12 protein-coding genes and 1 pseudogene are annotated in these 15,894 nt (G+C 42.1%); 7 read left to right on the plus strand and 6 right to left on the minus strand.

The window, feature by feature from the left end:
* Positions 1 to 55: 55 nt before the first annotated feature.
* Together dcuC and L3V30_RS15695 are read right to left on the minus strand one after the other, a co-directional pair.
* Positions 56 to 1,423, minus strand: a complete 1,368-nt coding sequence (dcuC, locus tag L3V30_RS15690) for an anaerobic C4-dicarboxylate transporter DcuC (RefSeq protein ID WP_237309263.1) — start codon at positions 1,421 to 1,423, stop codon at positions 56 to 58.
* A 355-nt stretch (positions 1,424 to 1,778) separates the two neighbouring features.
* Entirely contained in the window at positions 1,779 to 2,903 is a 1,125-nt protein-coding gene (locus L3V30_RS15695; protein WP_237309264.1) for a fatty acid desaturase, read from the minus strand.
* Positions 2,904 to 3,175: 272 nt separating this feature from the next.
* Between L3V30_RS15695 and L3V30_RS15700 the strand changes: the two genes are divergently transcribed.
* On the plus strand, positions 3,176 to 3,724 hold the full coding sequence (locus L3V30_RS15700) for a GNAT family N-acetyltransferase (RefSeq protein ID WP_005398196.1): 549 nt from the start codon (positions 3,176 to 3,178) through the stop codon (positions 3,722 to 3,724).
* Positions 3,725 to 3,810: 86 nt separating this feature from the next.
* On the opposite strand, the gene L3V30_RS15705 is transcribed toward L3V30_RS15700, so the two are convergent.
* A complete protein-coding gene (locus tag L3V30_RS15705; protein WP_237309265.1) occupies positions 3,811 to 4,428 on the minus strand; it encodes an HAD family phosphatase in 618 nt (205 codons plus the stop codon).
* 367 nt (positions 4,429 to 4,795) lie between these two features.
* Between L3V30_RS15705 and L3V30_RS15710 the strand changes: the two genes are divergently transcribed.
* Positions 4,796 to 6,841: a response regulator gene (locus L3V30_RS15710; protein ID WP_006742321.1), complete on the plus strand. Its 2,046-nt coding sequence runs from the start codon at positions 4,796 to 4,798 to the stop codon at positions 6,839 to 6,841.
* A 102-nt stretch (positions 6,842 to 6,943) separates the two neighbouring features.
* On the opposite strand, the gene cqsA is transcribed toward L3V30_RS15710, so the two are convergent.
* Both cqsA and ylqF read right to left on the minus strand, forming a co-directional pair.
* Positions 6,944 to 8,125: an alpha-hydroxyketone-type quorum-sensing autoinducer synthase gene (gene cqsA, locus L3V30_RS15715; protein WP_134645614.1), complete on the minus strand. Its 1,182-nt coding sequence runs from the start codon at positions 8,123 to 8,125 to the stop codon at positions 6,944 to 6,946.
* Positions 8,126 to 8,464: 339 nt separating this feature from the next.
* Positions 8,465 to 9,409 carry a ribosome biogenesis GTPase YlqF gene (ylqF, locus tag L3V30_RS15720; protein WP_005376521.1) on the minus strand — a complete coding sequence of 315 codons (945 nt, stop codon included), beginning with the start codon at positions 9,407 to 9,409 and terminating at the stop codon, positions 8,465 to 8,467.
* Between the two features lie 678 nt (positions 9,410 to 10,087).
* On the opposite strand from ylqF, the gene L3V30_RS15725 reads away from it, so the two are divergent.
* The 4 genes and pseudogenes from L3V30_RS15725 to L3V30_RS15740 all read left to right on the plus strand — a co-directional run bounded on the left by L3V30_RS15725 (position 10,088) and on the right by L3V30_RS15740 (position 13,788).
* Positions 10,088 to 11,242 (plus strand): EAL domain-containing response regulator, encoded by a 1,155-nt coding sequence (locus L3V30_RS15725; RefSeq protein ID WP_237309266.1) that lies wholly within the window; start codon positions 10,088 to 10,090, stop codon positions 11,240 to 11,242.
* A gap of 52 nt (positions 11,243 to 11,294) precedes the next feature.
* A pseudogene (locus tag L3V30_RS15730) lies at positions 11,295 to 11,396 on the plus strand (LuxR C-terminal-related transcriptional regulator); the annotation flags it as partial.
* Between the two features lie 6 nt (positions 11,397 to 11,402).
* Entirely contained in the window at positions 11,403 to 12,764 is a 1,362-nt protein-coding gene (locus tag L3V30_RS15735) for a GGDEF domain-containing protein (RefSeq protein WP_237309267.1), read from the plus strand.
* Positions 12,765 to 12,900: 136 nt separating this feature from the next.
* Positions 12,901 to 13,788 carry a LysR family transcriptional regulator gene (locus tag L3V30_RS15740; protein ID WP_046876026.1) on the plus strand — a complete coding sequence of 296 codons (888 nt, stop codon included), beginning with the start codon at positions 12,901 to 12,903 and terminating at the stop codon, positions 13,786 to 13,788.
* On the opposite strand, the gene L3V30_RS15745 is transcribed toward L3V30_RS15740, so the two are convergent.
* Positions 13,785 to 14,393: a response regulator transcription factor gene (locus L3V30_RS15745; protein ID WP_046876027.1), complete on the minus strand. Its 609-nt coding sequence runs from the start codon at positions 14,391 to 14,393 to the stop codon at positions 13,785 to 13,787. The genes L3V30_RS15740 and L3V30_RS15745 overlap by 4 nt on opposite strands.
* A gap of 478 nt (positions 14,394 to 14,871) precedes the next feature.
* Here L3V30_RS15745 and L3V30_RS15750 point away from each other — a divergent pair, with 478 nt between their 5' ends.
* Complete coding sequence (locus L3V30_RS15750) at positions 14,872 to 15,852, plus strand: chemotaxis protein (RefSeq protein WP_025998672.1); 981 nt, start codon at positions 14,872 to 14,874, stop codon at positions 15,850 to 15,852.
* The last annotated feature ends 42 nt before the right edge of the window (positions 15,853 to 15,894 follow it).

Genomic DNA, 15,894 nt, shown 5'->3' on the forward strand with positions numbered 1-15,894 from the left:
GAAAAAGGCCCAGCTAGAAGCCGGGCCTTGTCGATAAGCAATATTGGCGATGCCGTTAGGCACTCATTGGAACAAGCACCATAGTACCAATTATAACTGTGATAAGACCGGCAAGAACCGGAACAGATGTTCGTTTTACAACCTCAAACGGGCTGATGTTCGCCATACCGGATGTCGCAACGATTACGCCAGACACTGGTGAGATAGTACGACCTAGGTTTGATGCTTGAAGCATCGGGATAATTAGGAACGCTGGGTTTAGTCCCATTTTCGCAGCCAAAGATGGTGCCAACTCTACAAATGCATAGAAAGGCGCGTTACCAGACCCCGTTGCAATTGCTGCTGCAACTGTCAATGCAGTAAGGATAAGCATTAAAGCAACACCGCCTGCACCTGCATTGTCTGCAAGGTGAAGTAGGTTATCGATAGCGCCGATAGACATTAGACCTTGCGCAAAAACCCCCGCTGCAACCAAAAGCATCACAACGCCTTTGAACGCGTCAGCCATGCCAGCGTAACAAGAATCTAAATCTTCCAGTGATTTCTTACCATCAAACTTATTTACAACGTAATGGATCAGAGCGCCAAGGAAAATCGAACCGACCACAATAGTGTAAATGTCTAGGCTAAGTCCTGGAATGGTACGACCGTTGAATAGGAACACGCCGATGATAGGTAGAAATGGCAGTGCCGCATAAAACGCTGGTGCATCGGCTTTGATCTCTGATACGTCAATTTTTTCCATTGGCGTATTTTCTTTCTTATCTAAGTATTTGTTCCAGAAGAAAGCCGCGGTAGCCATCACGATGATTGCGCAAATAGAAACAGGCAACACTGTTTGTACCGCAAAAACATCAAGCGCCAAGCCAGATTTTTCGGCGGCGATCACCACATCACCAGAGGTTGGAGAAAGAATGATTGCCGCAGGAGAGGCACAAACTGCAACCGCTGCTGGACGAGAGATCCCCATCGCGACCATCATTGGGAACAATGTCGCCATTAATAGTACGCCAAGGCCAGTTGCAGAACTTACCGCAAGAGACATCAAACACGCCACAATGTAAGCCGCTACCAAAAGGACATAAGGAGACTTGATAACAGAAAGCGGTTTAGAGAACTGTTTCACTACAACGTTATTCGCGCCGATGTGAGTCATATAGGAAGCGAAGCCACATAGCAACATGATTTGCATACCAAGGCCACCGCCGCGGTATTGTAGCATGTATTTCACGTATTCTAGCGCGTCTGTCACCATGTTACCGGTTGAGGTGATTTTTGAGGGCAGCACGTCATGCCCCAATACGCCAGTCATAAGAAGTAAAGCAATACCAGCCGTCAGTAACACGCCCGCTGCTTTATAGCCTTTGACGATAAAGTAACCCACAGCAATGGTGACAACTAAGCCAATTAAGAGCTCTAACATAGGGATCTCCGAATGTTATGAAAAAAAGAAAGAAACTGTTTCAGTTTATGACAAGGAATTTACAGAATTCTTAACTGTGGCACGAGACAAATATGGGGCTTGCATGATCTGAGACAAATAATAATTTAATAATTAATTTCGTTAGATTGTATTGTTGGAATTTGGTTTTCTAAGTGTTATGTGCTGGTTTGAAGCTGTTTGCAGGAAGGAAAATATGAGCAGAAATTTGAATAAATAGTGAGGGAATTGATTCAAAATGAGAAAAAGAAACAACTCAGTGAGTTGGGAGAGGGTAATAATCCTTGCAACAAAAAAGCTTCGCCGAAGCGAAGCTAAATCGTAAGGATAGGTTAAGTTAAGCGTATCGGCGCACCATGAGGTTCCAACTGCGTTGTTGCCGTTCGAACTCCGCTTTGATTTGCTGATACTTTATCTTTGTCACAGAGCACTCGTATTTTTTTACCACACTGGCTGTTTTTGCACCGAGCACTTCCTTTCGCATCTCATAATATTCCTGCATGTGATGAACTAGCACATCAAACTCGTGTTGTAACTGATCGAGAATCGTCTGCGTATTCGGTTTTGCTCCCAGTTTTTCTTTTGCTTTCTTCAAGAGTTGAGTTGCGCGAGCTTTTTCTATTCTAAATGTTGGCGTTGTGCGTAATTTAGATGTCAGTCCTAGCCAAGAGCATGACTTAATCAACCACTTTGTTGGGTCGTAATGCCACCAATACACACCATTACGATAGTCATTCTCGAAGATATGATGGAAATTGTGGTAGCCCTCACCAAATGTGAAAAAGGCTAACACGCCGTTGTCGCGAGCGGTGTTTTTGTCCGTAAAAGTCTGTTTTCCCCAAACATGCGCAAGTGAGTTAATGAAAAAGGTCGTGTGGTGGCTCATAAAGAGTCGAGCGGCACCAACTACTAATAACATACCCCAAATATCGCCGTAGATAATTCCAAGAGCGACCGGAAAGCCAATATTGGTGAGTAGAGCAAGTGGAACATAGTACTTATGTTGCCACATGACGATTTTGTCACGCTTTAAATCGCGGCAGTTGGTGTATTCGTTTTCCTGCGATTTGTTGTAGTCGCGTAACATCCAGCCAATGTGAGAATACCAAAAGCCTCGTTTTGCTGAGTAAGGATCTTTGTCGTTATTGTCGACATGCTTGTGGTGTACACGATGATCAGAAGACCAGTGTAATGCACTATTTTGCAAAGAAAATGCTCCTCCAATCGCAAAAATAGCACGTAAAATTGGATGAGCTTCGTATGTTTTGTGGCTCCAGAGTCGGTGATAGCCTGCTGTAATAGAAAGATTCGTAAAACTGAATGCCATCACTCCCCAAACTAGATGCTCCCAACCCAGTCCAAAATGATATGCATACCAAGGCATTACAATAAAAGTCAGAACAAAACTGGAAGAAAATATCAATGTATTCAACCAGATAATGGGTGGTTTGTTTTGAGTCACAGGTGTATTCCTAACTTTGAGCTAACAACTGTTCGCCAGAATATCAGCGTACACGTGTAAGTCAAATTAAAGTTAGACAAATGTGACTGTTCCTTTGGATGTACATTAAGGAACTTGATGGGATATTTTGCTTTTAATTGAATAATGAGTAGTATTAAAAAATGAGCTCTGGCTTAAGGTGTATAAAATCTGCCAAGAAACAAGTGTTATAAAGGTGGAATATGCCGAGACTCTATAAAGAAGTAAAAAATGTAAGAAAATAGGAATACGTAATGGATTTACGATTAGCGGAATATAAGGACTACGAGCGCATTGCGCATCTTCATGCGGATAGTTGGAAGCGTCATTACCGTGGCATTCTTAGTGATAACTATCTTGATAAAGAGGCGATTGACGACAAACTACTGATCTGGCAAACCCGTCTGACCAACCCACCATTCAACCAGCACATTGTCTTGGCGGAAGAGGGTGGTTTGTTGCTCGGCTTCGTTTGTGTGTTTGGCAACCATGACTTCGAGCGTGGAACCTTTATTGACGCACTGCATGTTGATGACAGCTACCGTGGTCGTGGTATTGGCAAACAGCTATTACTTGCTGTCGCAGAATGGCAGCAACAGTACTTTAAAGACACTGGTCTTTATCTAGAAGTCGTATCGCAAAACATTTCTGCAATTGAATTCTACCGCCATATTGGAGGTCAAGAATGTCAAGAGCGAACTTGGCGTGCGCCAGGTGGTACAGAAGTATTGGAGAAGGTATTCCGTTGGAAGAATGCTCAGTCATTAGTTAGTGGGATAGAAGAAAACGTTATTTACTCCTAGTCTGACGTTTTAGCTTAGCAATAAGAGCAGCATCAACGCTGCTCTTTTTTGTGCCTGTCCTAAAGTTTAGTGTTTCAGTGGGCGACTTAAAAGCAAAGCCCCATGGCTTTTAGCTCTGACTCGCATTGCTGAGCATTTTCAAATTGAATGGCTTCCATGCCTACCGCTCGGGCCCCTTCGACGTTGTATGGCATATCATCAAGAAATACCGTTTCCTCAGCCTGAAGCTGATACGTTGAAAGTAGGGCGTGGTAGATCTCAGCTTGTGGCTTTAGTAACTGCACTTCAGAAGAGATGATTGCACCGTCAAACAGCGGCCAGAATTCATAGGTAGCACGAAGATGCTCAACAATTTCGTTGACGTTGTCTGTGAGCGCATAAACGCTATATTCTGCACTTTTTATTCTTTTTAGCAGTTCGACACTGCCGTAAAGTAATATTTGTGTATGTTTTACGTAGTAAAAAAAGCGGTCCATTTCTTCCGCTGTCACTTTGTGCTCACGTTGATAGCACAGTTTGGCTTCCTCTTCGGAAATGATTCCTTTGTTTAAGTCTTTCCAGATTTGTGATGAAAACAGCAACTGGGCCATTTTTTCCGCTTCTACTGCGTGACCAAATGTTAAGCGAACAATCTCTACCGGAGACCAGCGTACTAATACATTTCCCACATCAAAAATTACGTTTTTTATTTGTAAAGGTTCCATAACACACCCCAAGCCAATTGTTCATCACCGCGTTACATCCACAGTGAGTGCTGTCGTTAAATCTTTGGAAGTTCGATCCAAAGGCGCTGTTTAAATGTCTCGAACGTATATGAGATTAACATCCCTTAGGATACAACGCGATTATCGCAAAATTACACTAAACTATATGCAACTTCATTTATTTGGTTGTAAATCAAGTGTCTCTATCTTAAAAGATTGAAATTAAAGACAAGCGTCGCGAAATATTTGCGCCATTTCGCGCTGCTTATAAGCGTTAAGTAATATATAATTACTTAATAATAAAACGATAAGAATGAATGCAAATCACACTATTGGGACGTCAGGCGGAGTAGGCAAAATAGATAATATGGACTCGATACGTAAGGTTTATCAATATGCAGAACCCAACCTGACTCTCGTTGGTTGGATGGGGTTTCTTGGCTTTCCGCTGTACTACTTTGTTTGGGATTTTGTTTTCCCACAGGCTTATGAAAACTTGCCGCTCAGATTGTTTTGTTCACTATTGTTCTTTGGCATCATTTTTAGAAATCGCCTGTCGTCAACGTGGCGAAAATATATCCATATTTACTACCAAGTGACGATAACGATCTGCTTACCGTTTTTCTTTTTCTATATGTTACTGATGAATGACTGGTCCAATGTTTGGGTCATGTCCTTTATGTCCGCGATTTTCTTGCACATTCTATTGGTTCATGTCACAAGAGTTATGTTCGCTCAAACTTTTGCCGGAATAGGTTTAGCGACGTTCTTTGCTTGGGTAGCGAAAGGGTTTCATCTCGATTTAACAATGGACTGGACGCATGTGCCAATCTTTCTCTTTATTTATGTATTTGGCAATTTATTCTACTTTCGGAACCAAGTAGAGCACGAAGCGAAAGTGTCGTTGGCCAAGTCATTCGGGGCCGGAATTGCGCATGAAATGCGTAACCCTTTAAGTGGCCTTTGCACGTCAATCGATGTTATCCAATCAGTCTTACCCAGTAAAAAAGAAGCCGAGAAAGACCAATATCTGATGAGCGGAGAGGATGTCACCCTGCTGCGCGAAGTTAGTGAGGATGCGATGAACATCATCCAGTCGGGCAACGAGACGATAGATTTACTTTTGACATCGATAGACGAAAACCGTGTCTCGCGATCCAGTTTCCAAAAGCATTCTGCTCACTCAGTGGTTGAAAAAGCGATTGAAAGCTTTAGTTATAAGCGTGCGACGGATCGCTTTGCTATATCCCTAGATGCGAGAAGTGAGTTTGATTTTCTTGGTAGCGATACCTTACTCAAATACGTTATGTATAACCTTTTCAAGAACGCCTTCCATCATCGCACATCTGAAGATTTCCACATACATGTCTCCATGACGAGTACGGAGCACTCAAACCAAATCGTTGTAACCGATAATGGTGCAGGTATTGCTCCTGATGTCCTACGTAATATATTTCAGGACTTTTACACAACTGGTAAGTCAGGCAGCTATGGTTTGGGTTTGCCATTTTGTAAAAAAGTGATGCGTTCTTTTGGAGGTAACATTGAATGCCAGTCTCAGCTAGGTGAGTGGTCTCAGTTCACGTTAACTTTCCCGCCGATCACATCTGATATCGTGACTGAAATTAAAAACGATTTGACCAAACTCAAAACCATCCTAACGGTGACTAATCAAGATATTCTTGTGTCGAAAGTGACGGACATTAGCCGTTTTATGGGTTTTGAATCAACGATCTTAGATGTTAATCAAGTGCTCAAAAAGAAAGAGTATGAGTTCGAATTCGACCTGATTTTTATCGATCTTGAGAGCTTGGATGCAAGAGCAAACCAATTAGATAGATTAGAATCTCTTCTGTCTTTCACGGAAGCTCGTATCGTTTATCTTTTTGAGCATCACCCGACACAGAGAGCATGCAAAGCGGCATATGAGCCTATTTGGGTCGAGACTCAAGCCTGGTTATTGAATACTAAGCCAACCATTGACCGTCTCTTGTATGATTCAAGCTATGTGTCGACACCAACGGCCTCAGTGGCTTTGGATACGTCAAATAAGCGGACAATTATGGTCGTGGATGATAACGAATCTTTGCGAAAATTTACCGCGATGTTACTCGAAAAGCAGGGCTTTGAAGTGATTCAGAAAGAAGATGGGCAGCAAGCACTGGATACATTAGAGCAAGAGAACGTTGACCTCATTCTTATGGATATCGAGATGCCCATCATGGATGGTGTAGAAGCTTCAAGGCGAATTCGAAGCTCGGATAAAAACTATGCGTCGGTACCTATTATTGCGCATACTGGGGATAGCTCACCTGTTACGCTGGACAAAATAGGCTCTTCTGGCATGTCTGACTTTATCGTAAAACCAGCGGATAAAAATCGCTTATTCGACAAAATCGCAAACTGGATTTAATCACTCGCAACTGTGTTATCTCGAGACGAGTTGATCATAACGCGAATACGGATAAAGAGCTCAGCAAACGGCTGAGCTCTTTATTTTTACCTACACTCTAGCTTATACAAACTCTAGATCGGGATGAACAAACGCTTCTTGGCAGGCGGAAAGAACGTGATCGACTTCGGCGGCAGTCATGTCCGCATTGACAGAAAAACGAATGATGTTCTTGTTTCTTCCTGTTGCAGGGCGACAGAAAACTGCGCCAAAGACATCTCTTTCTTCTAAAAAGTCGCGAACTCGCTCAGTGTTTCTTTCGTTGCCACATTCTAGCGCGATAATTTGCGACTCACTGCGAATAGTAAACCCAATACGTTTTAAACCAACGGCTAGAGACTTCGCTCTTTTAAACAAAATCTCCCGCTTGTCATCGGCTTTTTTTATGACGTCCAGTGTTTTTTCTAACCGAATGATCTCTTGCGGTAACACGGTAGAACTGAAAATGGCAGGATACGCGACAAATGGAAGCGTCTTCGCCAGCTTTTCTGCCCCTAAAATTGCGCCAGCACGATAAGCAAATGTCTTTGCAAGACTTACGGTTACAAAATCCACCATATGAGTCAAATCCAGCTCTTGCAGTAGCCCCGCGCCTTGCGGACCGTGCGTACCTAACGAGTGCGATTCATCCACAACTAAGCCGCAGTCAAACTCCTGTGCTATTTCGTAGATATCACGTAGAGGAGCAATGGTTCCGATAGTGCTGTAAACCGAATCCACAACAATAATCCCCGAACCATGGCGTGAAATCTGTTTTCGCAAGTGGTTGGTGTTGTTATGCATGAACGGATGAATTTGTGCTCCTGCGATACGTGCACCTTCCCATAAAGACATATGCGCAAAGAAGTCGATATACACAGGTATGTTCGGTGCACAAATAGTTTGTAATAAACCGACATTCGCAGCCCATCCCGATTGAGAAAGCAGACAGCTAGGCATGCCGACAAAACTGGCTAGTTGAGTTTCAAATGCAGGTTTCGACTCATCATCTTGCAAGAAAATCGCGGACATCACGACGTTGTCATCGTGTTGAGAAATCGCATCACGATGCGCGTTTTGAATCTCCTTGTTATGAGACAGTGCAAGGTAATCATTGCTTTGCATAACAATGGCATTACACGGTGGACGTTTACCAAGAACAAGGTGTTTCTTGTTCTCGTTCGGTTCAATTAGATCTTGAATATGAAAATCTAGGCGTTCCTCAATAAAGGGAGGAAGTGGTTTGCTTTGTATAGTTTCACTCATAATAAATCTCTTCTTCATATGGAAAAACGCCAGCGCTGACACTTATTCATATTGCGGATTTTGGGGAGAGTGTCACTAACCAGGTTGCATAAGTTTGCAGACCCTTGCAAACTCGACATTTGAGGGTTGGATGGTGGCTATAACTCTATAGGGGCCCGGGGTCTAAACTAGTTTGTGCTTAAAGTTTATACGGCGATTTTGCGGTATTTTTTCGTGCTTCATGTCTGGGTTTTGTATGAGGAATATAAAGTTTGAAAAGTGAAAAAATGGGCGCATTAGATAACAAAAAAGGCGCGAAAATCGCGCCTTAAAATATGATTGGGAAAAAATAATATCAGTTTATCGCTTATTACGTAGGTAGCGCTTGCGGCGCTCTTCTTTACGCTTCGCTTTTTCTTCTTCTTTACGAGCGGTTTCAATCTCGACTTCAATCAGCTCTTGAGTGATCATTTCTGGGCGCTCTAGTGTAATTTGGCCTAGTGTGCCTTGGCGAAGTTCGTGCAACAAAATCTCTGATACTTTGTGCAAGTCCACACGTCCACCTGCGCGTAGTGCGCCACGGCGACGACCAATCTCTTCCATGATCTCGATATCTGATTCAGGAAGCTCTTCGATTTGGTAACGTTCTTTAAGCTTGTCCGCATAGTGGGCTGCTAGGTACTCAATGGTGTAAAACGCAACCTCGTCGTATTCCATCGCAGTATCTTTTACAGCGCCAGTAGCAGCTAAACGGAAGCCACTGTGTGGGTTTTCCACTTTTGGCCACAGAATCCCTGGTGTATCGGATAAAACGATGCCATTTTGCAGGTTGATGCGCTGTTGACGACGTGTTACCGCTGGCTGGTTACCAGTCACCGCGATCGTTCGACCAGCTAGAGTATTGATGATTGTCGATTTCCCAACGTTTGGGATTCCCATGATCATGGTACGAATGTTTTTACCGATCTCTTCACGGTGTGGGGCAAGTTTACGGCAAAGCTCCATGATTCGATGCACTTCTTGCGGTTCTGACGTCGTGATCGCCATTGCTTTTACGTGTTGCTCTTGCTCTAAGTGCTCAATCCATAATTGAGTTAACTCAGGATCGGCCAAATCACGCTTGTTCAAGACTTTAACGACCGGCTTGTCACCACGGATTTGAGAAATCAAAGGGTTTTCACTACTGAAAGGAATACGAGCATCCAGTACTTCGATGATCACATCCACTTGTGGGATTGCTTCTTCGATCTCTTTGCGTGCTTTGTGCATGTGGCCAGGAAACCACTGGATTGAGTTATTAACCATTTGAATTTAATACCTTAATTTTCTTACTGCTCCAATGGGCGTACGAGTAGTAATTTGAGCTTCGAGCAGCATAGTTTTAGACAGAGTGTGTTAAAACCGTACTTACTTTTGTGGCTCTGTACCGCAAAGTTGAGCGTTTCTTTCGTGTTAATGAGCTAGTTTATCACGGAATGAAGGCGAAGCATTCAAGATGGAGACAAAAAGCCACGGTTTACAAACGAGCAAGCAAACATTTGTTGAGTATGCTCGCCAACGGACTTACAACAAGTATTCACTTTGGTGAGATATTAAGCGCAAATATTGTGTAGTCAAAGGTGGATTGTTTTGTCGGTTTTTTCTGACTTATTTTAAATTTTTATCTTTATATCAGTAATTTATATTTCATTTCGCTATTAGTCGAAATTTGACATTTAGCCGACACAAATTAATCTGACTGCCCAATCTGAGTAAGGCTTTATGCTCAGTACGATAAGTCGTATTACAGCGTTGTCCGTTGCCACATTTTTGCCAGTAGTTTCTTTTTTAACTCATTGATAGTGAGAGTTATTGAGAACTGACAAGCGGACGGAGTTTTACATTGAGGCTGAGTAATGCTGGTCGATTTTGATCAGCGAGTGGCAGGATTAATTTAACCAATCGAGCAGGAGATCGAAAATATAGACTACTGGATAGAGATAAATGAATACACAGCTTAATGTGATGGTGATTGATGGTCATCCTCTACAAACCAAGATACTTACCCAAATATTGGGTCATAGTGGCGCGTCAGTCAGTACATTCAATTGTGTGGACACTGCTATTCAATGTGCACAAAAGCAATATTTTGATGTGATCTTTTGCGATCTCCAGATGCCGGGAAAAGGCGGTATCGACATCTTGGAAGTATTCGACCAAATTCAGTATCACGGGCAAGTCGTGCTAGTCAGTTTGTTGGAGCAGAGCATCATCTCGGCAGTACGAGAAATGTGCGAAGGGTTTAGTTTTGAGATATTAGGAGAACTGCCTAAGCCGTACGACGAAATGCAAGTGGTTAAACTCCTCAACCAAATAAAAGATGAAAGAACGCGAAAAACAGCGTTTGCTCAACCTATCGTACTGCAAGACCAAGAGTTTTTATTTGCTTTGGGTGAAGGGCGAGTGAAGAATTATTACCAACCTTTGGTAGACGCACACAGTGGTGAGCTTTTAGGTTATGAAGCGTTAGCGCGTTGGGTGCATCCTATTTATGGCGTGTTGTTACCAAACCACTTTCTTCCGATCGTAAAACGATGCCATTTGTCTTCTGAACTTTTTCAATCAGTGCTGATTAATACAATCTATGACATCAACAATAGGGGATTAACCCAAAAGGTCTCGATTAATGTCGACCACGAAAACTTGAACGACCCTGACTTCTCGCATCGTTTTATTCAACAATGCTCGGAAAGTGGTGTCGACCCGTCACAAATCACCATTGAGATTACAGAGCGGGAAGCTTTCCAAGCTAGCACGTCTATCTATAAAAACCTCATCAAACTCAGAATGAAAGGTGTCACGGTATCAATTGATGATTTTGGTACGGGCTCATCTACATTTGAAAAGTTGGCAAAGTTACCTTTTAACGAGATCAAACTTGACCGCGTTTTTGTCTACGGAGCGAGTGAAGACCTGAAAAAGAAAAGCATTGTCATCGCTATTTGTGCTTTAGCGAAAAGCCTCAATATTCGTATTGTCGCAGAAGGTGTCGAAGACGAAGTAACCTATAAAACCATGCGCGAATGTGGAATAGACATCTGCCAAGGCTTTTACATTGATAAGCCCATGCCGTTAGAGGTAATCACTATTTTGAAGTAAAAATATGAAAAAATTGAACTGTTTGATCTTTGATGATCAAATGCTTATCTGTGTGGCTATCAGTGATAAAACCGTGAGTACCAAGAAACGTCGATTTCTAGACAAGTTTAATGTGAATAATGTTATTGAACTTGCAAAAGTAGTAGGAACATAAAGTGTTATGAATGTAAGAAGTTTTGTTTCTTCTTTTGCGGTTGCGATGTTGTTATTTATTGTATCGGTGACCATGATTGGTGCTGTTCTCATCTCTTATGAGGAGAAGCAATTTAATACGTACGCTAACAATTTAGCAAAAACAAAGCAGAAGGTCATTCTGCTAGGCTTGTTGACCGAAGCTCAATTGGCGCAGTATGAAAACTTCAGTATCGAACAAATAGAAGTACTGACTGACTTCAGTTTTCAAGATGCAATTTATGCTTTAAAGCCGCATAAAAACCTAGATTATGTGGAAACTGTTGCTCGTAAAGCCCTACACCAAGCAGAAGCTCATTTGTCCAATGTCTACGATAGAGAAGACGCCATATTGTACTTTCGTTCTTACACTAGTGACAAACTCATCTTAGAACGACCAATCCCAGCTCTAGAGGGATCTAAAGAGACGTTTGATATAGAATGGTGCAGAGTGAATTACGCTTGTATTCTTGCCGCGTGGAAAGAGCAGCTCTCCGACCGAGTTCTTATCTCTAAGCCCTTCAAAACCACGTATTCAGATGAGATGGCATTAAGTATCATGAGTCCCGTCTACTATAGAGGGAAGCTTGTCGGCGAATTTTCGGAACAACTGTATTTATCATCGCTTTATAATGAAGGCAAAGCCGTTGACGTAGAGGTTAGTAACGGAAATAAGCAGATAATTATTTACTTTCCGAGCTACCCCTTGGCTCATTTTGCTTACACTCAATCCTATGTTGCCGACAATAATAATCTTGTTATTTACCAATATCCGTTTAGTAAAATAGTGGTGGACTACAGCTTTATTCTTGTCATCTATTCTGTCGTAGCGTTCGCCTATTATCGAAAAGCCAATGAATCTAAACAGAGCAAAATTCAATTAGAAAATGCTCTGAGTGATGTAACGCAAGATGACTTGACCGGATTATTAAATCGGCGAGTATTTAAAGAAGAGCGGTTTAAACATCGAATGGAGGTTGAACCATACTCTATCATTGCGATTGACGGAAATCGTATCAAGAAGATTAATGATCGTTACGGACACCATGTTGGCGATGAAGTCATTGTTATTATTGCAGACTCAATGAGAAAGGTTTTTCGGAACAGTGACTACTTAGTCAGGACTGGTGGTGATGAGTTTATTGTAATTTTGCCCGGATGCAGCATGAGCAAAGCTTCCATGTTAGCGAAAAAGCTCCGTGGCGTTGTTAAACACAATCGTTTAAATACATTAGATATAGAGATCAGTGTTAGTACTGGTGTTGCTGTGCGCGAAGAGGATGAAACGCTGCAAGAGGTGATCGTGAGAGCAGATGAAGAGTTATATGAAATGAAAAAACAGCGTGTTTGAGGACAACAATACATAACCATGACATAACTGTTTGATAAATTTGACCAAGCAGTACCCTTGGTCTTTTATATTAGTCGAGCAATGCATAATGCTCCTTTGATTGCTGATTATCATAAGACCCAACTGGTACTGTATCGTGAACAAAGACCTTGATCTAAACCTATTAAAAATACTGGTTCTGTTAGAAAAGCATCGTCAGCTTAAACCCGTAGCGAAAGCCTTGGGCAAGAGTGAGGCGTCGATCAGTAAATATCTTGCTCGCTTACGCATCCAACTTGGTGATGAACTATTCATTCGTCACCCACATCATTTAGAACCCACCAACTTTCTGATGCGTCAGCTACCCAAAATTGCAGATGCATTAGATAACTTAGAAACATGCTTAGTTCGATCAGAATTCAAACCAGAAAAATACAGTAAGGATATAACGGTCTGTTTACCCCAAACGGCTCAGTACTCATTTGGACACTTGTTGGCGATGGATTTAATGACGCTGTTTCCTAAAGCTCATATTACTGTCGCAACCATCACGGAATATACGGTGGACGAAATCCTTTTAGGCAAAGTGGATGCCCAGCTTCATTACTTCAATGATGAATTGCCAAAATCTATCCATCAGAAATTTATTGGCTACGCGCCAGCTGTGGTTGTTGTTCCGGAAGAGCTTGGGATCACCACTCTTGAAGAGGCTGCCAAACTGCCATTTATTATGCTTGAAATTATCGGTTGGAAAGAGAAAGAGCAGCTTGCAAAACGAGCAATGGAGAATCACGGTATGGTGATCAATCGAATTGCAGCGCTAGATAACGTGAGCAGTGTGCTAAAGCTGCTCAAACAAAAAAAGGCGGCGACGGTTTTTCTGGAGTATCAGGCGCCAATCGAAGGATACCGTTTTATTCGTATTCCTGAATCTTATTACCCCAACGGCTGGCCAAAGGTTGTACTTCAGATGAAGCAAAGCCATCGTCACGACGCAATGCACCAGATATTAACCGATGCCATTGCAAAATATATGAAGAACTAACGATCGCATTGAATGTTTTCAGCGTTTGGGATCGTATGCAGTAATTCAATCAATGAATCTGCATGGTATTTTTTCAAAATACGAGTTTTGTAAGTGCTGATGGTTTTAGCGCTGAGCGATAGTTGTTCTGAAATACGTTTATTTGAATAGCCCTGAGCTAAGTAGTGGAACACCATGGCTTCGCGATTGGATAGCGTGACATCACCAGTAGAAGGAGCGTGAGTAGACTTAAACATAGAGTACCCACGTGAGACACTCACAATCGCGTCAGCAATCGCTTCTTTTGTCTCGTTTTTATTCAAGAAACCATGAGCTCCCATCTCGTAAGCCGCTTTAGAAAGGCTGGAATAGTCGCGTGAAGAAATGAAAAGTAATTTACCTTGATAGCCCGTTGCTAAAATATTCTTCGCCAAACGCATACCATCTCGATCACCAAGGACAACGTCTAGAATAATAAAATCAATTTTTGTATTTCGAACTAAGTCCATTACTTCTGCGCTGTCTTTCGACTGAATGACTTCGGCTGTGTTGATTACGCTCTCAACAAGAGAAGTCAGTGCTTCGCTGTAAAGTGGTTGGTCATCAATGATAAGAACATTATTCAAATGGAGCCTCACTACTATCCGAACTGTCATACCGCCCAACGCAATATGATTGTATTAAGAGGGATTGTAGGAAAAACCTTTCTGATGGAAAGGAAAATGACATTTTCTATAATTGAAATTCACTGAGCACAATTGAATAAGATACTGTCGAATACGCCAATACACGAGGGATTTCATATGTGTGGGTATAGTGATAGGCCAACGAAAAACATCAATATTAACCCTAAACTTTTCATCGAAATGGCCGCTAAAAGTGGGAAGGTAAGGTCGCACTAAGTTAACTCATGTTATCCTGTTCAAAAATGAGACATTTTTTCACAGTTTGATATGGAAATGTGCGTTGGCCGTCCTTTTGGTGGTTTACAAACTTTGTTGTAACGACTAAAAAGGATGCTTGGATTTTTAGCCTGAGAATGGCTTCTCATGGCGTTTGCATCAAACTTTTTCTGATGCGTATTTTGGTTGGATAATTGGCTTTATGAGTAACGTAACCAGCACCATTTTGACAGAAAGTGGTACCAATGAGCTTGAAATCATCGAATTTCATTTAGAAAAAACATTGCCGGATGGCAGCACAAAAACTTGTTATTACGGCATCAACGTTGCGAAAGTACGAGAAGTGATTCGCGTACCAGAGACAACCGATTATCCAAACGCACAACCTCACATGATCGGGGTGTTTTCGTCCAGAGATGTATTGACGCCTTTAGTTGATTTAGCTGGTTGGTTAGGTGTACCAACACGCCAGGACCTAGAGCGTAAGTTTGTTATCGTTACTGATTTCAACAAAATGACCAATGGCTTTCTGATTGATAGTATTTCACGTATTCATCGTATCTCTTGGAATGATGTGGAATCACCAAGTCAGTTTTTGGAAGCGGGCGAACAAGATTGTGTAGTGGCAGTTGTCCGCAAAGAAGGCAACCTGATCATGATTCTCGACTTTGAAAAAATCATCGCGGATATTAACCCAGAGCTGAGTATGGAAAAATACGATGTGAAAGGGGATAAGTCGGTAGATCTAAACCAGAGAATGGTGGGTAAGCGTAATGCTAAAACGATCATGGTGGTGGATGACTCAGCATTTATTCGCTCTTTGATTCAAGATACATTAGCTTCTTCAGGTTACAATGTGATCACTTGTAAAGACGGTGGTGAGGCTCATGAGAAATTAATGAGCTTAATCGAGGTCGCGAAAGAAGAAAACTTGCCAGTTAAAGAGCTGTTAGATGCGGTGGTTACGGACGTAGAAATGCCTCGAATGGATGGTATGCACTTAGTGAAGAGACTACGCGATACTGAAGCGTTTCATGAAATGCCGATCATTATGTTCTCATCATTGATGAGTGAGGATAACCGAGCGAAAGCACTGTCTCTTGGCGCAAATGATACGATTACCAAGCCAGAGATTGGCCGTATGGTGAATATGATGGATAAATACGTATTTAACTTTGCGTAAACAAACCCGATAAGATTAAAAATAAGGCTGCCGATGGGCAGC

The sequence above is a fragment of the Vibrio sp. A1-1 genome, assembly GCF_021728175.1.
GTDB lineage: Bacteria > Pseudomonadota > Gammaproteobacteria > Enterobacterales > Vibrionaceae > Vibrio > Vibrio diabolicus.